This window comes from Pseudomonas sp. VI4.1 (assembly GCF_002029345.1).
GTDB lineage: Bacteria > Pseudomonadota > Gammaproteobacteria > Pseudomonadales > Pseudomonadaceae > Aquipseudomonas.
On the sequence record NZ_MULM01000140.1, the window covers coordinates 17,431 to 35,967 of the forward strand.

General features: G+C 61.7%; 11 protein-coding genes and 5 pseudogenes. 5 read left to right on the forward strand and 11 right to left on the reverse strand.

Annotated features, from left to right (window positions below; translation table 11 throughout):
* Positions 1-32: 32 nt before the first annotated feature.
* From BZ163_RS11935 to BZ163_RS11945, 3 genes are all read right to left on the reverse strand, one after another.
* Entirely contained in the window at positions 33-650 is a 618-nt protein-coding gene (locus tag BZ163_RS11935; RefSeq protein ID WP_128871100.1) for a DNA-3-methyladenine glycosylase, read from the reverse strand.
* A 45-nt stretch (positions 651-695) separates the two neighbouring features.
* Positions 696-1,778: a bifunctional transcriptional activator/DNA repair enzyme AdaA gene (locus BZ163_RS11940; protein WP_128871077.1), complete on the reverse strand. Its 1,083-nt coding sequence runs from the start codon at positions 1,776-1,778 to the stop codon at positions 696-698.
* Between the two features lie 178 nt (positions 1,779-1,956).
* Complete coding sequence (locus tag BZ163_RS11945) at positions 1,957-2,385, reverse strand: LysE family translocator (protein WP_168187349.1); 429 nt, start codon at positions 2,383-2,385, stop codon at positions 1,957-1,959.
* Between the two features lie 360 nt (positions 2,386-2,745).
* Here BZ163_RS11945 and BZ163_RS11950 point away from each other — a divergent pair, with 360 nt between their 5' ends.
* A complete protein-coding gene (locus BZ163_RS11950; protein WP_128871078.1) occupies positions 2,746-3,342 on the forward strand; it encodes a LysE family translocator in 597 nt (198 codons plus the stop codon).
* A gap of 55 nt (positions 3,343-3,397) precedes the next feature.
* Here the strand turns inward: BZ163_RS11950 and BZ163_RS11955 are convergent, their stop codons facing one another.
* Entirely contained in the window at positions 3,398-4,231 is an 834-nt protein-coding gene (locus BZ163_RS11955) for an AraC family transcriptional regulator (protein ID WP_128871079.1), read from the reverse strand.
* Positions 4,232-4,472: 241 nt separating this feature from the next.
* Here BZ163_RS11955 and BZ163_RS11960 point away from each other — a divergent pair, with 241 nt between their 5' ends.
* The 4 genes and pseudogenes from BZ163_RS11960 (at position 4,473) to BZ163_RS11975 (ending at position 8,361) form a co-directional block, all read left to right on the forward strand.
* A complete protein-coding gene (locus BZ163_RS11960; protein WP_128871080.1) occupies positions 4,473-4,928 on the forward strand; it encodes a (2Fe-2S)-binding protein in 456 nt (151 codons plus the stop codon).
* A 25-nt stretch (positions 4,929-4,953) separates the two neighbouring features.
* Positions 4,954-7,124 (forward strand): annotated as a pseudogene (locus BZ163_RS11965) (molybdopterin cofactor-binding domain-containing protein).
* 1 nt (position 7,125) lies between these two features.
* A pseudogene (locus tag BZ163_RS11970) lies at positions 7,126-7,705 on the forward strand (hypothetical protein).
* 74 nt (positions 7,706-7,779) lie between these two features.
* Positions 7,780-8,361, forward strand: a complete 582-nt coding sequence (locus BZ163_RS11975) for a GGDEF domain-containing protein (protein WP_128871081.1) — start codon at positions 7,780-7,782, stop codon at positions 8,359-8,361.
* 219 nt (positions 8,362-8,580) lie between these two features.
* On the opposite strand, the gene fabI is transcribed toward BZ163_RS11975, so the two are convergent.
* The 7 genes and pseudogenes from fabI to BZ163_RS12010 form a co-directional block, all read right to left on the reverse strand.
* Positions 8,581-9,375 (reverse strand): enoyl-ACP reductase FabI, encoded by a 795-nt coding sequence (gene fabI, locus BZ163_RS11980; RefSeq protein WP_008152082.1) that lies wholly within the window; start codon positions 9,373-9,375, stop codon positions 8,581-8,583.
* Positions 9,376-9,397: 22 nt separating this feature from the next.
* Positions 9,398-11,009, reverse strand: a pseudogene (locus BZ163_RS11985) (ABC transporter ATP-binding protein).
* A 1-nt stretch (position 11,010) separates the two neighbouring features.
* Entirely contained in the window at positions 11,011-12,030 is a 1,020-nt protein-coding gene (locus BZ163_RS11990; protein WP_128871082.1) for an ABC transporter permease, read from the reverse strand.
* Between the two features lies 1 nt (position 12,031).
* Complete coding sequence (locus BZ163_RS11995) at positions 12,032-13,105, reverse strand: microcin C ABC transporter permease YejB (protein WP_128871083.1); 1,074 nt, start codon at positions 13,103-13,105, stop codon at positions 12,032-12,034.
* A gap of 4 nt (positions 13,106-13,109) precedes the next feature.
* Positions 13,110-14,952 (reverse strand): annotated as a pseudogene (locus BZ163_RS12000) (extracellular solute-binding protein).
* Positions 14,949-16,780 (reverse strand): annotated as a pseudogene (locus BZ163_RS12005) (extracellular solute-binding protein). Before BZ163_RS12005 ends, BZ163_RS12000 begins: the two co-directional pseudogenes overlap by 4 nt.
* A gap of 262 nt (positions 16,781-17,042) precedes the next feature.
* On the reverse strand, positions 17,043-18,473 hold the full coding sequence (locus BZ163_RS12010; protein ID WP_128871084.1) for a transglycosylase SLT domain-containing protein: 1,431 nt from the start codon (positions 18,471-18,473) through the stop codon (positions 17,043-17,045).
* Positions 18,474-18,537 lie beyond the last annotated feature (64 nt).

Here is an 18,537-nt window from a genome sequence, read left to right on the forward strand (position 1 = left end):
CGGGCTTGCCCGCGATGGAAGGGTAACGCGGTCTACCGGCCGGGCACCCGCCACAAATACCAGGAAGCCACCGTCCGACAAGGACTCCAAGCCAGCCCGATCTCAATCATCTGCTTGCGCGTCGGCTGCACCTCCAGCCCCTTGAGCCGCCGATAACCCTCACGCACGCCAAAGTCATCGGCCGGCAAAATATCCGGGCGTTCCAGGCTATAGATCAGCAACATTTCCACCGTCCAACGCCCGACCCCGCGCAGAGTGATCAAGCGTTCGATCAACGCCTCGTCATCCATGGCCAGCGCCGTGGCGAAATCAGGTACCACGCCATCCAAGGTCGCTTGAGCAATCCCTTGAATGGTCGCGATCTTGCTGGCGGAGAACCCGCAACTGCGCATCTGCTCGAAGTCCGTCGCGACAATCTGTTCAGGCCTGGGGAATGCCCCCCCTGGAAACAACGCCAGCAACCTTCCTACTATCGCGTCTCCGGCCCGGGCGTGCAGTTGCTGGTAGGCAATCGCCCGCACCAGCGATTCATAAGGATCGCGAGCCGCATGGGGCTGATGCAGGCAGGGGCCGATGGCGGCGATGTGGCGGCGCCAGTCGTCGTCGATGGATGCCATAAACTCGGTGGCGGGCAGGTACGGATCGGGCATGGAAGTCGGGTTGTCCTTCGTGATGATGATCATCAGCGGCGTGGATCAGAACGCAAGGTGTTCGGTAAGCTGCACCGCGGTTTGTTCCAGCCTGAGCAGAAACGCCTTGCGCGGTTGTCCTCCACCGTAGCCGGTCAGCGAGCCGTCTGCACCGATCACCCGGTGGCAGGGCAAGACAATCGCAAGGCGGTTGTGCCCGTTCGCCAGGCCCACGGCGCGGCTCGCCCCAGGCTTGCCCAGTTGCGCGGCGATGGTGCCATAGGTGCTGGTCTGGCCGTAGGGAATCTTCGCCAGTTCGGCCCACACCTTGCGGGCGAATTCGCTGCCTGGCAGGTGCAGCGGCACGTTGAACCCGGTCAGTTTGCCGGCGAAATACGCTGCCAGTTCCTCTTCGATCTGGCGTAAATGGCTATTGTGCCCGGGCGCCACGGCATAGCCGTAGCGCTGCTGCAATTCTTCGACTTCCCGGGTCAGAGCCGGCCGGTCGAGAAACTCCAGCAACACCAGCCCCCGGCGTTCGGCCATGGCGATCATCGGCCCCAGGGGCGTGGTCAGGCGAGTGAACAGTAGCGGCTCGCTGTTGATGGCGCGGCCGGGGGTGATGTGGAAGGACTTTTGAAAGGCATCGCGGAAACCGCTCAGTGATTCGTAGCCTGAGTCGAACGCCGCGTGATCGATGGAGTCGCCCTGCTTGATCCCGCCCAAGGCCATGCCGAGGCGGCGGGTGCGCAGCCAGGCGTGGAAGGTCATGCCGAAATGCTGCTTGAACCAGCGCCGCAGTTTCAGTGGCTCGATGCCTTCTGCGAGCAACTGCGCATCGCTCCAGCGCAGGTCGGGATCGGCGTCCACCGCCGCGAGCAGCTTTTGCACCCAGTCCGGAGCGATAGCCGCCGCGTCCAGTGGTTTGCAGCGCAGGCAGGCGCGGTAGCCGGCCGACAGGCATTCATCGGCATGGGCAAAGAACTCGACGTTCTCCGGCTTGGGCTTGCGCGCGGTGCAACCGGGGCGACAGAAGATGCCGGTGGTCTTGACCGCGGTAAAGAACACCCCCTCGTAGGCGGTGTCTCGTTCGAGCATGGCGCGAACCATCTCGGCGTGGGGCGGCAGCAAAGTGTTTTGTAAGTTCATGGGCTGAGCATAAGACGCGCCGACCGGTACCTCCACCGGAAAATCGACAGAGAATTCCATAGATCCAGTGTGGGAGCGAGACAGTCTTGCCGGCGAAAGCGGTGTCGCAGTCAACATTGATGTTGAATGTAATGGCCTCTTCGCGAGCAGGCTCGCTCCCACATTGGAGCCGGGCAGTTCAGGTCCGGCGGGCCATCAGCAACACCGAAGCCGCCGCCGACAACAACCCCGCACAGCAACGGTTGAATAGCCGCTTGCCCCGAGGCTGGGCAAACCAGCGGCGCATGTGCAGGCCCATGTAGGCGTAGGCGCCGATCGCAATCCATTCCAGCATCAGGAACAACGCGCCCAACAGCGCAAATTGCGGGGTGATTGCCCGGGCCGGGTCAACGAACTGTGGCAGGAATGCGGTGAAGATCAGGATCGCTTTCGGATTGCCGGCCGCCACCAGAAATTCCTGGCGCGCCAATCTCAGCGTGCCCACCGACGCTCCCGCAACAGTGTCTTGCGTCCCGGGATCGCGCGCCACAACTGCCAGGCGAGATAGAACAGATAGGCGCGCGACGATCTTGATCCCGTAGAACAGCAGCTCCGAGGTTTGCAGCACCACCGCCAGCCCCGCCGACGCGAGGGGCGATCATCCCGGCGAACGCCAGCAGCCGGCCGATGCCGGGCGACACACGCGGTGCGGTAGCCGTAGCGAGTCGAATTGCTGACCGACAACAGGTTGTTCGGGCCTGGCGCCATGTTCAGGGCGAAGCAGGCGGGGAGGAAGAGGGAGAGGGTGGCGAGGTCCATGACGGGGCTCCTGAAGCGAGAGCGGTATTTTTACCATAGGTGCAGCGTGGCTCGACCCGTACAGTGGTGCGCGTCAATCGCGGTACAGGTGAGGGGTGTTTTGTTCAATACAGCCATCGAGCCGCTCTCTACCTTGGGGCCTGGTTCAACTGAATGGAAGAAAGGTGCGATGAGTCTGATTATGTCCATGGCGGCGTTTGCCCTCGTAGCGTCGATCACGCCGGGGCCGGTGAATATCGTGGCGTTGAGTTCGGGGGCGCGTTTCGGCTTCCGGGCCAGTCAGCGGCATGTGGCCGGTGCGACGCTGGGCTTTGTATTGCTGCTGGTTCTGATGGGATTGGGCTTGCATGAGCTGTTGCTGCTTTGGCCAGCGTTGACGCAGGTGGTGCAATGGGCCGGTGTGACGTTCCTGTTGTACATGGCCTTCAAGCTCGCCGCCGACAAGGGCCATCTCGAAGCGAAGGCGCCGGGCCGGGCACCGTCGATGCTCTACGGCGCTGTCATGCAGTGGCTCAACCCGAAAGCCTGGCTGGCTTGCGTGGCCGGCATGGGCGCGTTTGTCGCCGATGGCGAGGCGCGGCTGGTCTGGCAGTTTGCCGCGGTGTACCTGGTGATCTGCTATGTGTCCGTCGGCTGCTGGGCTTATGCCGGGACCTTTTTGCGCGGCTATTTGCACAACCCGGCGGGTATGCGCTTGTTCAACCGGAGCATGGCGTTGTTGCTGGCGGTGAGTGCCATTTACCTGGTGTTGCCTCAGGCGTATTGACGCAGATCTCTGTGGCGAGGGAGCTTGCTCCCTCGCCACAGAGATCGTGCTGGTTTCAGCCGCGATACTGCCCCGGTGTCGCCGCCAGGTGTTGTTTGAACGCCCGTTGAAAATGCGCCTGGTCGGCAAACCCCGCTTCCAGCGCGACATCGGCGATCAGCTTGCCGCTGCGCAGTCGATCCCGGGCGAACTGGATGCGCCGGTTGACCAGAAACGCATGGGGCGTCATGCCGTAATGCTGCTTGAATGCACGGATCAGATAAGACGGCGACAGCTGGGCGGCCGCGCAAATGTCTTCGAGCTTGAGCATTTGCGTGCAGTTGTCGCGGATGTAGTCTGCCGCCCGCTCCAGTTTGAAATTGGGCTCGCGCAGCGGTGGATCGACCGGGTTGAGCCGTAGCTGTACCTCGGTGAAAAACTCCACCGCCGTGCTGTGTTTGCGCAGCACGTCCTGCTGATCGTCAACCAACACGTCGTACAAGCCCGTCAGGCCAGTAAACAGCTGCGCGTCGCGGTCATGGGTGACGGAAAACCGCCGAAACGCGAGGTCGTGGCTGAACCCGAGCTGGTGCTGCAGATCCGTGAGCCACGGCGTATCGACGTATAACATCAAGTACGACCAGGGCTGATTATCAATGGGATTGCAGGCATGGACATCGCCGGGATTCATCAGCACGACGGTGCCGGCACTGACCTGGAATGCCGATTGCTCGTGGAGATAGGTACTGCACCCGACGGTGATCGCCCCTATGGAAAAGTGCTCATGGGCGTGCCGGGTGTAGCAGACCTCGCGCCCATCGACGATGGAGCGGGCTTCGATGAAGGGCAGGGCGTCATCACGCCAGAAACGCGGGGCCTTGCCTGTGTCTTTGGCAACGGTGTGTTTCATGGTCAACGTCCGCGACGGATCGGTTTCGCAGTGTATTAGCTCTCGCCGTCAAAGGCGCGCTGCAATGCAGCAAGTCAGCCTCTGGTCGTCATAAAGACGGCCATCAAGTGACCGGTGGTCGATGAACCTGTCCCACAGGGAAATTTGCGCTTAGCTGTAGGGATAACCCGAGGCTCGCCCCCACATGATGGCGTCATGCACAGAGCCCCTTCAGAACACCGTGAGTCTGAGGACATTCGCCATGCTGACCCTTAACATCAATGGCAAGGATCAGGCGCTGGACGTTCCGGCGGACATGCCGCTGCTCTGGGTCCTGCGCGATGTCGCGCACCTGACCGGCACCAAATTCGGTTGCGGCATGGCCCAGTGCGGTGCCTGCACCGTGCACGTCGACGGTGCGCCGCTGCGTTCCTGCGTCACGCCCGCCACGGCCGTGGCCCACGGGCAGAAAATCCTCACCATCGAAGGCCTGTCCACCGACGGCTCGCACCCGGTGCAACAAGCCTGGGCCGAACTCGATGTGGTCCAGTGCGGTTACTGCCAGTCGGGGCAGATCATGTCGGCGGCCGCCTTGCTGGCGAAGATTCCCCACCCCACTGACAGCGACATCGATCAGGCGCTTTCCGGCAACATTTGCCGCTGCGGCACCTACCCAAGGATCCGTGCCGCGGTCAAACGCGCTGCCGAAATCGGTTGATGCCATGTTGACGGGAGCCTGAGCAATGAACAGCATCAAACCGTTATCGCGCCGCGGTTTTCTCCAGGGCAGCGCATGGCTGGGTGGCGGTCTGGTGGTGGCGTTTGTCATCCCCGGTGCCCATCGTTTTGCCAGCGGCGCCGAGAATCAAGGCAAGGTCTTCGCCCCCAACGCCTTTTTGCGGATCGGCAATGACGACAGCGTCACCGTGCTGCTCGGCCATTCGGAGATGGGCCAGGGCATCTGGACCGGCCTGACCATGTTGATCGCCGAAGAACTGGAGGCCGACTGGTCGAAAATCCGCGTCGAGCATGCACCCGCGTCGGCCGCCGATTATGGCCTGGCCGCGTTTGGCGGGATGCAGATTACCGGCGGGTCCACCTCGACCTGGATGGAGTTCGATCGTTACCGCCAGGCCGGCGCCACGGCGCGGTTGATGCTGATCGATGCCGCCAGCCAAGCGCTTCAATGTTGCGCCTTCCGGGATTCGCACCGAAGCGGGCGTGGTGATTGCCGGTGACCGGCGCGCCACCTACGGCGAACTGGCCGATGATGCCGGCAAGCTGCCCATGCCGGATCCGGCTTCGATCAAGTTCAAGGAGGCCAAGGACTGGACGCTCATCGGCAAGCCCACCAAGCGCCTGGACACCCCGGAGAAAATCACCGGCCGGGCCAAATTCGGCATCGACGTGCAATTCGATGGCCTGATGACCGCCATGGTCGCCCGTTCACCGGTGTTCGGTGGCAGCGTCAAGTCCTTCGAAGGCGCCGAAGCGCTGGCGATTCCGGGCGTGCATAAGGTGTTACAGGTGCCCACGGGCGTCGCGGTGATTGCCGATCACTATTGGGCGGCGAAGCTGGGGGCGCGATGCGTTGAAGATCGACTGGGACCTGGGGCCGAATACCGGGCTCGACAGTCAGGCATTGCTGGAAAACTTCCGCAAACTCGCGACCACCCCCGGTCTTTCAGCCAGCAAGGCCGGCGACACCGACGGCACCATGGGCAAGGCGGTGAAAACCGTCGATGTCGAATACAGCGTGCCCTACCTGGCCCACGCGCCAATGGAGCCTCTTAATTGCACCGTCAAAATAACCCGGAACAAATGCGAGATCTGGACCGGCACCCAGTTTCAGACTCTGGATCAAATGATCGCGGGGAAAATCACCGGGCTCAAACCGGAACAGGTGGAGATTCATACCCAGTTTTTGGGCGGCGGTTTTGGTCGCCGGGCCAATCCCACCTCGGATTTTGTCGCTGAAGCCGTGGAAGTCGCCAAGGCCGCGGGGGAACCGGTGAAAACCGTCTGGTCGCGCGAGGATGATATCCGCGGAGGTTATTACCGCTCGGCGTTCCTGCATCACGCACGCATCGGCCTGGATGCCGCGGGCCTGCCCATCGCCTGGAAGCATGTCATGGTCGGGCAGTCGATCATGGCCGGCACCTCGTTGGAGGCGACCATGGTCAAGGATGGCATCGACAAGACGTCTGTCGAAGGGGTTGCCGACAGTCCTTACCTCACGGGGCTGGCCCATCACCAGGTTGACCTGCATTCGCCGAAAACCGGGATCAGCGTGCTCTGGCTGCGTTCGGTCGGGCACACCCATACCGCGTTCGTGATGGAGTCGCTGATCGACGAACTGGCCGAGGCGGCCGGCAAGGACCCGGTCGACTATCGACGAACCCTGCTCAAGGATCATCCACGGCATCTGGGCGTGCTGAACCTGGCCGTCGAGAAAGCCGGCTGGAAGGCCCCTTTGCCGGACGGCCACGTCTTGGGTGTCGCGGTGCATGAGTCGTTCGGCAGTTACGTTGCCCAAGTCGCCGAAGTGTCCCAGGACAACCTGGCGATCCGTGTGCATCGGGTGGTGTGCGCGGTGGATTGCGGCATTGCGGTCAACCCGATGAGCATCGCCGCGCAAATGGAGTCGGCGATTACGTTCGGCCTCGGATTTACCTTGCACAGCAAACTGACGTTCAAGGACGGACAGGTAGAGCAGTCCAATTATCACGATTATCAGGTGCTGCGGCTCAATGAAATGCCGCTGGTCGAAGTGCATATCGTGCCCAGTAGCGAGAAACCCGGCGGTATCGGCGAAGCCGGCGTACCGCCCACGGCGCCGGCGGTGGCCAATGCGGTGTTCGCCCTGACCGGGCAGCGCCTGCGCGAGCTGCCGCTGCAACTGGCGGGGGTGTGAGATGAAACGACACCTGCTGCTGGGCGCGATGGTATTGATTGGTCTGGTCGCTTACGCGGAGCACGTGCTTGCTGATGAAAAGGAGGCAGTGAAGGCATTCGATACCGTGCAAAAAGGTCTTCCAGAGCCCGCGCTGCCAGAACTGCCATATCCCCGGGGATTCACCGTTGCAGTTCGACGCCGGCCTTCCCCACTCGATGGATGTGGTGCGGGGCATGGATGGCAAGGGCGCTGCCGGTTTGCCCTGTACCACCTGTCATGCCGAACGCAATCCGCCAGCCAGCTATGGCCCTGGCATGCCGCCCGGAGCCCCGCACTGGAGCCTGCCCCCGGCGGCGCACAAAATGGCCTGGATCGGCCTGCCGGCGGACAAGTTGTGCGCCATGATCAAGGACCGCTCGAGCAATGGCGATCGTGATTTCGCCGCGTTGATCAAGCATGTCAGTGAGGACAAACTGGTGCTCTGGGGCTGGAATCCGGGTGTGGGGCGCGCGCCGGTGCCGGTGCCGCACGACATTTTTGTCAGCCGGTTCAAGCAATGGGCGGACGCGGGAGGGCCCTGTCCGATCGAGGGCGGTTGACCGGTGGTCCGTTAACAGGGAGTCAAACCGGGTATGGACGACTCTAAAGAACATACCCGCCAATGGAGTGAGTAATGCTGATCCCAGGCAAACCGGTCAAACACAGTGCTTGCGCAGACCCCCTGCGTACTCCTCTGCAGGAGCGCGAATTGTTGCGCGACCTGGCCCGCAAGGCCGAGCAGGAACTGATGGGCTTGCAAATGTCGAGCATGGATGAGCTGACGCTACTCTCCAATCGTCACGGCTTCAGGGCGCTTGCCCAACTGGGACTGGACGCCTGCCAACAATTGGGCAGTCCAGCGACCCTGCTGTTTTTCGATCTCGATGACTTCAAACACATCAATTATCTGTATGGCCGTGCCGAGGGTGACGACGCCCTGAAAACCTTCGCGGACGTACTGCGCATCGCGTTTCGCGAAAACGACGTGATTGGTCGGCTTGGTGACGATGAATTTGTCGCGTTGTTGACCGGCTCGGGCTGGGTGGACATCGCTCCGATCAAGGCACGCCTCGAAGAGATGCTCGACGAGCGCAATGCCACGGTGCACCGCGGTTATGACATCCGCTTCAGTATCGGGCAGATCGAATACGACGCCAATCTACACCATGATGTCGAGGGATTGCTGGCAGAGACCGAAAAGGTGTTGCACCGTTAGGCAGGCAGGCAGGCAGGCAGGCAGGCAGGCAGGCAGGTAGGTAGGTAACCTTGTAGGAGCCGGCTTGCTGGCGAAGACGTCAGCACATTCATCATCTCTGTGACTGACACACCGCTTTCGCTGGCAAGCCAGCTCCTACAGGGGATTGCGTCAGGGTTGAAATCTCGGGCATAAAAAACCCGCCTGAAGAGGCGGGTTTTTTAGTGGGAGAGCCGAAGATTACTCTTCGAGGCTACCCATGGCCGTGGTGTTGAAACCACCGTCCACGTACATGATTTCGCCGCTGATGCCGGACGCCAGGTCCGAGCACAGGAAGGCGCCGGCGTTGCCGACTTCGTCGATGGTGACGTTGCGACGCAGCGGGGTTTGCGCTTCGTTGGCGGCCAGCATCTTGCGGAAGTTCTTGATGCCGGAAGCCGCGAGGGTACGGATCGGGCCAGCCGATACGCAGTTGACGCGGGTGCCGTCCGGGCCCAGGGAGCCGGCCAGGTAACGCACGCCAGCTTCCAGGGAAGCCTTGGCCATGCCCATCACGTTGTAGTTGGGCATGGTGCGCTCGGCGCCCAGGTACGACAGGGTCAACAGGCTGCCATTGCGGCCCTTCATCATTTCGCGACCGGCCTTGGCCAGGGCCACGAAGCTGTAGGCGCTGATGTCGTGAGCGATGCGGAAACCTTCACGGGTGGTGGCTTCGGTGAAGTCGCCGTCCAGTTGGTCGCCCGGGGCGAAGCCGACGGAGTGCACGATGCAGTCCAGGCCGTCCCACTTCTTGCCCAGCTCAACGAAGACCTTGGCGATTTCTTCATCGCTGGCCACGTCGCACGGGAAGCACAGGTCCGGGTTCGAACCCCAGCTCTGTGCGAACTCTTCGACACGACCCTTGAGTTTGTCGTTCTGATAAGTGAAGGCAAGCTCAGCGCCCTCGCGATGCATGGCGGCAGCGATGCCGGATGCGATGGACAGCTTGCTGGCGACACCGACGATCAGTACGCGCTTACCGGCGAGAAAACCCATGTGTTGCTCCTCTCTTTTCAGGTTATTGCGCAGTGGCTGGTGCCAGGAAAGCGGCTTCCAGCAACTGCTGTGTATACGGATGTTTGGGGGCGGCAAAAATACTTTGCGCGTCTCCCTGTTCGACCACTTGGCCCTGCTTGACCACCATCAGCTGGTGGCTCAGCGCTTTGACGACAGCCAGGTCATGGCTGATAAACAGATACGTCAGGTTGTACTTGGTTTGCAGTGAACGCAGCAGCTCCACCACTTGGCGTTGCACTGTCCGGTCGAGGGCCGAGGTCGGCTCGTCCAGCAGAATCAACGCCGGTTTTAGCACTAATGCCCGGGCAATGGCGATTCTCTGCCGCTGCCCACCAGAAAATTCGTGGGGGTAGCGGTTCCGGGTTTCCGGGTCCAGGCCTACCTCCTTGAGTGCCGCAATAATCGCCAGCTCCTGTTCCGCCTCGGTGCCCATCTTGTGGATGCGCAGGCCTTCGCCGACGATCTGGCTCACGCACATCCGGGGGCTCAGGCTGCCGAACGGGTCCTGAAACACCACCTGCATCTCCCGACGCAGCGGTCGAACCTGTTGCTGCGTCAGGCAGTCTAGCTGCTTGCCTTCAAAACGGATGGTGCCTTGGCTGCCGATCAGCCGCAAAATCGCCAAACCCAGTGTCGACTTGCCGGAACCGCTTTCTCCCACAATCCCCAAGGTCTGGCCTTGAGGCAGGCTGAAATTGATCCCGTCCACCGCCTTGATGTGATCCACGGTCTTTTTCAGCAAGCCTTTCTTGATCGGGAACCAGACTTTCAGGTCCTCGACTTGCAACAAAGGCGGGCCGATGACATTGCTCGCAGGCGTCCCGCCGGGCTCCGCTGCCAGCAGTTCCCGAGTGTACGGATGCTGCGGCGCGCGGAACAACTCTTCACACGATGCCTGTTCGACGATGCAACCGCGCTGCATGACACATACGCGATGCGCAATTCTTCGCACAAGGTTCAAATCGTGGCTGATCAACAGCAACGCCATGCCCAGTCGGGCCTGCAGTTCCTTGAGCAATTCAAGGATTTTCAGTTGCACCGTCACATCCAGCGCGGTGGTCGGTTCGTCGGCAATCAGCAGTTCCGGTTCATTGGCCAGGGCCATGGCGATCATCACCCGTTGGCGCTGGCGCCGGACAGTTCATGGGGCAGGGCCTTGAGGCGCTTCTCCGGCTCCGGGATGCCGACCATCTCCAGCAATTCCAGGGTGCGCTTGGTCGCGACTTTACCGATCAGGCCCTTGTGGATGCCCAGCACCTCGTTGATCTGCTTCTCGATCGAGTGCAACGGATTGAGCGAGGTCATCGGCTTCCTGGAAGATCATCGCGATCCGGTTGCCGCGGATGTGGCGGATGGTTTTTTCTTTCAGGCCGAGCAGGTTCTGCCCGGAATACTCGATGGTGCCGGACGGATGCCGGGCGAGCGGGTAGGGCAGCAGGCGCAGGATCGAGTGCGCGGTCACCGATTTGCCTGAGCCGCTTTCGCCCACCAGGGCGAGGGTTTCGCCGCGCTTGATGTCGAAGCTGACGCCTTCGACCACCCTGCTGCACACGTTCGCCGACGACGAATTCGACGGCCAGGTCGCGCACTTCGATCAGATTGTCCTGATTCATTTCACTTCCTCGGGTCGAAGGCATCGCGAGCGGACTCGCCGATGAACACCAGCAAACTCAACATCAACGCCAACACCGCAAACGCGCTCATGCCCAGCCACGGCGCCTGCAGGTTGGATTTGCCCTGGGCCACCAGTTCACCCAGCGACGGTGCGCCCGGCGGCAAACCGAAGCCCAGGAAGTCGAGGGCGGTCAGGGTGCCGATGGCGCCGGTCAGGATGAACGGCATGAAGGTCATGGTCGAGACCATGGCGTTGGGCAGGATGTGGCGGAACATGATCGCACCATTCTGCATCCCCAGTGCCCGGGCCGCGCGCACGTATTCAAGGTTGCGCCCGCGCAGGAACTCGGCGCGCACCACATCCACCAGGCTCATCCACGAGAACAGCAGCATGATCCCCAGCAGCCACCAGAAGTTCGGCTGGACGAAACTGGCGAGAATGATCAGCAGGTACAACACCGGCAACCCGGACCAGATCTCGAGGAAACGCTGCCCGGCCAGGTCGACCCAACCGCCATAGAAACCCTGCAAGGCCCCGGCAATGACACCGATGATCGAGCTGAGAATGGTCAGGGACAGGGCAAACAGCACCGAAATCCGGAAGCCGTAAATCACCCGGGCCAACACGTCGCGGCCCTGGTCATCGGTGCCCAGCAGGTTATCGGTCGAGGGCGGCGCGGGGGCCGGGACTTTCAGGTCGTAGTTGATGCTCTGGTAGCTGTAGGGGATCGGCGCCCACAGCACCCAGGCGTCCTTGGCCTTGAGCAGTTCGCGGATGTACGGGCTCTTGTAGTTGGCTTCCAGCGGGAATTCGCCGCCGAAGGCGGTTTCCGGGTAGCGTTTGAGCGCCGGGAAGTACCAGCCGTTGTCGTAGTGCACCACCAGCGGTTTGTCGTTGGCGATCAGTTCGGCGCCAAGGCTCAGGCCGAACAGCAGCAAAAACAGCCACAGCGACCACCAGCCACGCTTGTTGGCCTTGAACAGTTCGAAACGTCGGCGATTGAGCGGGGACAGGTTCATCTCAATGCTCCCGGCTTTCGAAGTCGATGCGCGGATCGACGAAAGTGTAGGTGAGGTCGCCGATCAGCTTCACTACCAGACCCAGCAGGGTAAAGATGAACAGCGTGCCGAAGACCACCGGGTAGTCGCGATTGATCGCCGCTTCAAAACTCATCAGCCCGAGGCCGTCGAGGGAGAAGATCACTTCCACCAGCAACGAGCCGGTGAAGAAGATGCCGATGAACGCCGACGGGAACCCGGCGATCACCAGCAACATGGCGTTGCGGAACACGTGGCCATAGAGCACGCGGTGGTTGGTCAGGCCCTTGGCCTTGGCGGTGACGACGTACTGCTTGTTGATTTCGTCGAGGAAGCTGTTTTTGGTCAGCAAGGTCATGGTCGCGAAGTTGCCGATCACCAGTGCGGTCACCGGCAAGGCCAGGTGCCAGAAGTAGTCGAGTATCTTGCCGCCCATGCTCAACTCGTCGAAATTGTTCGAGGTCAGCCCGCGCAGCGGGAACCAGTCCAGGTAGCTGCCTCCTGCGAACAGCACGATCAGCAGGATCGCGAACAGGAACGCCGGGATCGCGTAGCCGACGATGATCAACGAGCTGGTCCAGACGTCGAAGTGGCTGCCGTGGCGCGTGGCCTTGGCGATCCCCAGGGGGATCGACACCAGGTACATGATCAGCGTGCTCCACAACCCGAGCGAGATCGACACCGGCATCTTTTCCTTGATCAGGTCGATGACCTTGGCGTCGCGGAAGAAGCTGTCGCCGAAGTCCAGGCTGGCGTAGTTCTTGATCATGATCCACAAGCGTTCCGGCGCCGATTTGTCGAAGCCGTACATGTGCTCGATTTCCTTGACCAGCGCCGGGTCCAGGCCTTGCGCCCCACGATAGGCCGAACCGGCCACCGAGACTTCGGCGCCACCGCCGGCGATGCGGCTGGTGGCGCCTTCGAAGCCTTCGAGCTTGGCGATCATCTGTTCCACCGGCCCGCCGGGGGCGGCCTGGATGATCACGAAGTTGATCAGCAAAATGCCGAGCAAGGTCGGGATGATCAGCAGCAGTCGCCGAAAAATATACGCCAGCATCTGATTACTCCGTGCCCGCAGGGTCGGCTTGCAGTTTGGTTTCGACTTCTACCGCAGGTTTCGCGTCGGGCTTGACCCACCAGGTGGAGATGCCGATGTCGTACTTGGGTGAAATGTCCGGGTGGCCGATGTGGTTCCAGTAGGCCACGCGCGAGGTCTTGATGTGCCAGTTGGGGATCACGTAGTAGCCCCATTGCAGCACCCGGTCCAGTGCCCGGGCGTGGGCCACCAGGCTTTGCCGCGAGTCGGCGTTGATCAGTTGCTCGACCAACTGGTCCACCACCGGGTCTTTCAGGCCCATGGAGTTGCGGCTGCCGGGTTTGTCGGCCGCGGCGGCCATCCAGAACTCGCGCTGTTCGTTGCCCGGTGAGTTGGACTGCGGGAAGCTGCCGACGATCATGTCGAAGTCCCGTGAACGCACACGGTTGATGTACTGCGAGACGTCGACCCGGCGGATCACCAGGTCGATCCCCAGGTCGCTCAGGTTGCGCTTGAACGGCAGCAGGACCCGCTCGAACTCGGTCTGGGCCAGCAGGAATTCGATGGTCACCGGTTTGCCGGTGGCGTCGACCATCTTGTCCTCGACGATGCGCCAGGCCGGCCTCTTGCAACAGTTGATAGGCCTGGCGTTGCTGGGCGCGGATCATGCCGCTGCCATCGGTGACCGGGTTCTGGAATGCCTCGCTGAAGACCTGCTCGGGGATCTTGCCGCGGAACGGGTCGAGAATCGCCAGCTGATCGGCGTCCGGCAAACCGGTGGCGGCCATTTCCGAGTTCTCGAAATAACTGCGGGTGCGCGCGTACGCGCCGTTGAACAGTTGCTTGTTGGTCCATTCGAAGTCCAGCAACAGGGTCAGGGCCTGGCGCACGCGCAGGTCCTGGAACACCGGGCGCCGCAGGTTGAACACAAAGCCTTGCATGCCGGTGGGGTTGCCGTTGGGGATCTGTTCCTTGATCAACCTGCCCTCGGTGACGGCCGGGATGTTGTAGGCGTTGGCCCAGTTCTTCGCGGCCATCTCCAGCCAGTAATCGAACTGCCCGGCCTTGAGGGCTTCCAGGGCCACGGTGTTGTCGCGGTAATAGTCGGTGGTCATGACGTCAAAGTTGTAGAACCCGCGGTTCACCGGCAGGTCCTTGCCCCAGTAATCCTTGACCCGCTCATAACGCACCGAGCGCCCGGCCTTGACTTCGCTGACCTTGTACGGGCCGCTGCCCAGCGGCAGTTCCAGGTTGCCCTTGTTGAAGTCGCGGCTGGCCCACCAATGCTTGGGCAGCACCGGCAGCTGGCCGAGGATCAGCGGCAGTTCGCGGTTGTTGTTGTGCTTGAATTTGAACAGCACCTTGAGCGGGTCTTCGGCGATCGCTTCGGCGACATCGCTGTAGTAACCGCGGTAAAGCGGAGCGCCGTCCCTGGTCAGGGTCTCGAAGCTGAACACTACGTCTTCGGCACGGATCGGATGGCCGTCATGGAAACGTGCTTCGGGGCGCAGGTAAAAGCGCACCCAGCTGTTGTCCGGGGCTTTCTCGATCTTGCCGGCGACCAGCCCGTACTCGGTGAACGGTTCGTCCAGGCCTTGCTTGGCGAGGGTGTCGTAGATCATGCCGATGTCGTCGGCCGGTACCCCCTTGCCGATGAACGGGTTGAGGCTGTCGAAGCCGCCGAACCCGGCCTGGCGGAAGATCCCGCCCTTGGGCGCATCGGGGTTCACGTAATCGAAATGCTGGAAGTCGGCCGGGTATTTCGGCGGCTCGTTGTACAAGGTCAGGGCATGTTGCGGGGCGGCGCAGGCCAGCCCGGCGAACAACAGGCCGCTGGCGTGCAACAGCAGGGCACGGACGGGTTTCATCGATCCTTCTCCGAAGATTTCAGCCACCATGCGCTCAGGCCCAGGGTGTAGGGCGGCGTGGTGACAAAGGCTAACCGGTTACGGTAGGCCAGGCGGTGATAATTGAGGTACCAGTTGGGAATGATGTAGTGCTGCCACAGCAGCACCCGGTCCAGCGCCTTGCCGGCGGCGACCTGTTCGTCGCGGGTCTGCGCGGCGAGCAAGTGTTCCAGCAAGTGGTCGACCACCGGGTTGGCGATGCCTGCGTAGTTTTTGCTGCCCTTGACCCCGGCCTGGCTCGAGTGGAAGTACTGCCATTGCTCAAGGCCGGGGCTGAGGGTCTGGTTGAGGGTCATCAGGATCATGTCGAAATCGAACTGATCGAGGCGCTGTTTGTACTGGGCGCGATCCACCGTGCGCAGTCGGGCGTCGATGCGCTGCTGGCGAGGTTTTCCACGTAGGGCTGAAGGATGCGTTCCAGGTTCGGGTTGACCAGCAGGATCTCCAGGCGCAACGGTTGCCCGGCGGCGTTCTGCAAACGTTGGCCATTGAGCTTCCAGCCGGCCTCGGCCAGCAGGCCCAGGGCCTTGCGCAGGGTTTCCCGGGGGATGCCGCGGCCTTGGGTCTGCGGCAGGCTGAACGGCTCGGTGAGCAGCCGGGCCGGTAACTGCTCGCGATAGGGCTTGAGCATCAGCCATTCATGGCCGATCGGCAGGCCCGTGGCCGAGAATTCGCTGTTGGGGTAGTAGCTCAACGCACGCTTGTAGGCGCCGCTGAAGAGCGTGCGGTTGGTCCACTCGAAGTCGAACATCATCCCCAAGGCTTCACGGACCCTGGCGTCGGCGAAGGTCGGGCGCCGGCTGTTCATGAACAGACCCTGGGTCTGGGTCGGGATCTGGTGCGCAATCTGCGCCTTGATCACGTCGCCGCGGCGCACCGCCGGGAAGTTGTAGCCGTTTTCCCAATTCTTGGCCTGGTGTTCGATGTAAATGTCGAATTCGCCGGCCTTGAAGGCTTCAAACGCCACGTCGCTGTCACGGTAGAACTCCACTTCCATGCGGTCGACGTTGTACTTGCCGCGATTGACCGGCAGGTCCTTGCCCCAGTAATCCTTGACCCGTTCGAACACGATCTGCCGCCCGGGCGTGACCGAGGTAATGCGATACGGGCCGCTGCCCAGGGGCGGTTCGAAGGTGGTGGCCTTGAAGTCGCGACCTTTCCAGTAGTGCTGCGCCAGCACCGGCAGCTCGCCCAGGCGCAGGATCAGCAAGGGATTGCCGGCGCGCTTGAAGACGAAGCGGATCCGATGCGGGTTGAGGATGTCGACCCGCGACACTTCCTGAAGATTGGTGCGGTATTGCGGGTGACCTTCCTTGAGCAGCAGGCGGTAGGAAAACGCCACGTCGTAGGCGGTAATCGGCGAGCCATCATGGAACCGCGCTTGCGGGCGCAGGTTGAACACCACCCAGCTGCGGTCCTCGCTGTACTCCACCGATTGGGCGATCAGGCCATAACTGGACGTCGGCTCGTCGCCGGACGGTGCGTACTGCCCTGTGCCGACCATCAAGGGTTCGTTGAGCTCGTTGATGCCGTACTGCAGGAAATTGGCGGTGGAAACCGGGCTTGAGCCCTTGAAGGTATAGGGATTGAGCGTATCGAAGGTGCCAAACGCCATCACCCGCAAGGTGCCGCCCTTGGGCGCTTGCGGGTTGACCCAGTCGAAGTGGGTAAATCTGGCCGGGTACTTGAGCGTGCCGAACTGCGCATAACCATGGCTTTCGCTGATCGTCGCGCTTGCGGGGGAGCTCAAGGCCAGGCTGATCAGGAACAGGAGGAGGGGACGCTTCAAGTCAGAGATCCGATCCAGGCGGCTTGGGCTTTGTGGGCCGTACAGTAACAGCTTGTCTGGGCAGGAAAAAGATGGGGATTTAATGCGCGGTTAATTGCAGGGGATAATGGCCATCCTTGAAACAACAGGCAAAAAAAAGCCCTTGGAATCGTGGGATGTTTGTGTAGGAGCGAGCTTGCTCGCGATCGGCTCGACAGCGCCGCGTTAAATCAGTTAACACGCGTTATCGTTAACGACCATCGCGAGCAAGCTCGCTCCTACATTAACGTGGCGAAGCCACCGTCAACATCTGTCCCGGCTTCAGCGCCTGGCCAATCCGGGGGTTCCAGCGCTTGAGGTGCTGCATTTCAACATTGAAACGCTTGGCCACCATGTACAGCGAATCGCCTCGCTTGACCTTGTACTGGGTCCGCTGCTTCTTGCTGGTGGCCGCGACCACGGTGTTGACGCGCCCGGCGCTGCGCTTGGCAGTGTCCTGCATGACCAGGGTCTGACCGGCCTTGAGATTCTTGCCGGTCAGATTGTTCCAGCGCTGCAGGTCCTTGACGTCGACCTTGTTGGCCTTGGCGATGGTGCCCAGGTTGTCGCCGCGCTTGACCCGGTAGGAACGCTTGACGCCGGCAATGGCGGGGCTGTTGGCACCTTCGAAGACCGGCTTGAGCGGCTTCTTGCTGATCAACTCGTCAGGCCGCATGGTCGACAGGCTGGTGGTCAGCAGCTGCGCCTTGGATGTCGGCACCAGCAAATGCTGGGGGCCATCGATGGTGGTGCGCTGTTTGAACGCCGGGTTGAGCTGGAACAGTTCGTCTTCGTCGATATTGGCCACCGCGGCAACCTTGGACAGGTCCATGCGCTGGTTGATCTCGACAACCTGGAAGTAGGGTTCGTTGGCGATCGGGTTGAGGTTCACGCCGTAGGCGTCCGGTGCCAGTACCACTTGCGACAGCGCCAGCAGCTTCGGCACGTAGGCCTGGGTTTCGGCCGGCAGTGGCAGGTTCCAGTAATCGGTCGGCAGGCCGAGCTTTTCGTTGCGCTCGATGGCCCGGCTGACCGTGCCTTCGCCGGCGTTATAGGCCGCCAGGGCCAGCAACCAGTCACCGTTGAACATGTCATGCAGGCGGGACAGGTAATCCATCGCCGCCGTGGTCGAGGCGGTGATATCGCGCCGGCCATCGTAGAAACGGGTCTGACGCAGGTTGAAGTAGCGGCCGGTGGAAGGGATGAATTGCCACAGACCCACCGCGTTGGCCCGGGAGTAGGCCATCGGGTTGTAGGCGCTTTCAATGACTGGCAGCAGCGCCAGCTCCAGCGGCATGTTGCGTTCTTCGAGGCGTTCGACGATGTAATGGATGTACAGGCTGCCGCGATCGCCGGCGTTTTCCAGGAATGACGGGTTGCTGGCGAACCACAGGCGCTGTTGCTCGATACGCGGGTTGACGCCGACGTTGTCCTGCAGCTGGAAGCCCTGGCGCATGCGCTCCCAGACATCCTGGGGTATTTCCGGGGTCGGTTTCACGCTGAGCAGCACAGGTTTTGGCTTGACTCGCGCGGCAAGGTTCGGAACGTGTGTCGCGTCGGTCTGCGGCACATGGCTGGAACAGCCCGCCAGGGTGGCGGACACAGCCACCGCGATGGCTTGAGCCAGGCGGGTCAATGCGTCTGTATTGATGGCTTTACGAATGGATGACGACATTGGCTGGAAGTAAGTTCCGGGCAAAAATGTCGGGCGATTCTAGAAAGCGTACCCCCCTAGGTCA

Bases quoted from the DNA above. Each gene is read 5' to 3' on its own strand.
- fabI (WP_008152082.1), bottom strand. From the start codon at position 9,375: ATGGGTTTTCTCGCCGGTAAGCGCGTACTGATCGTCGGTGTCGCCAGC.
- BZ163_RS11975 (WP_128871081.1), top strand. From the start codon at position 7,780: ATGCTGATCCCAGGCAAACCGGTCAAACACAGTGCTTGCGCAGACCCC.
- BZ163_RS11940 (WP_128871077.1), bottom strand. From the start codon at position 1,778: ATGAACTTACAAAACACTTTGCTGCCGCCCCACGCCGAGATGGTTCGC.
- BZ163_RS12010 (WP_128871084.1), bottom strand. From the start codon at position 18,473: ATGTCGTCATCCATTCGTAAAGCCATCAATACAGACGCATTGACCCGC.
- BZ163_RS11955 (WP_128871079.1), bottom strand. From the start codon at position 4,231: ATGAAACACACCGTTGCCAAAGACACAGGCAAGGCCCCGCGTTTCTGG.
- BZ163_RS11950 (WP_128871078.1), top strand. From the start codon at position 2,746: ATGAGTCTGATTATGTCCATGGCGGCGTTTGCCCTCGTAGCGTCGATC.
- BZ163_RS11990 (WP_128871082.1), bottom strand. From the start codon at position 12,030: ATGAACCTGTCCCCGCTCAATCGCCGACGTTTCGAACTGTTCAAGGCC.
- BZ163_RS11935 (WP_128871100.1), bottom strand. From the start codon at position 650: ATGCCCGATCCGTACCTGCCCGCCACCGAGTTTATGGCATCCATCGAC.
- BZ163_RS11960 (WP_128871080.1), top strand. From the start codon at position 4,473: ATGCTGACCCTTAACATCAATGGCAAGGATCAGGCGCTGGACGTTCCG.
- BZ163_RS11995 (WP_128871083.1), bottom strand. From the start codon at position 13,105: ATGCTGGCGTATATTTTTCGGCGACTGCTGCTGATCATCCCGACCTTG.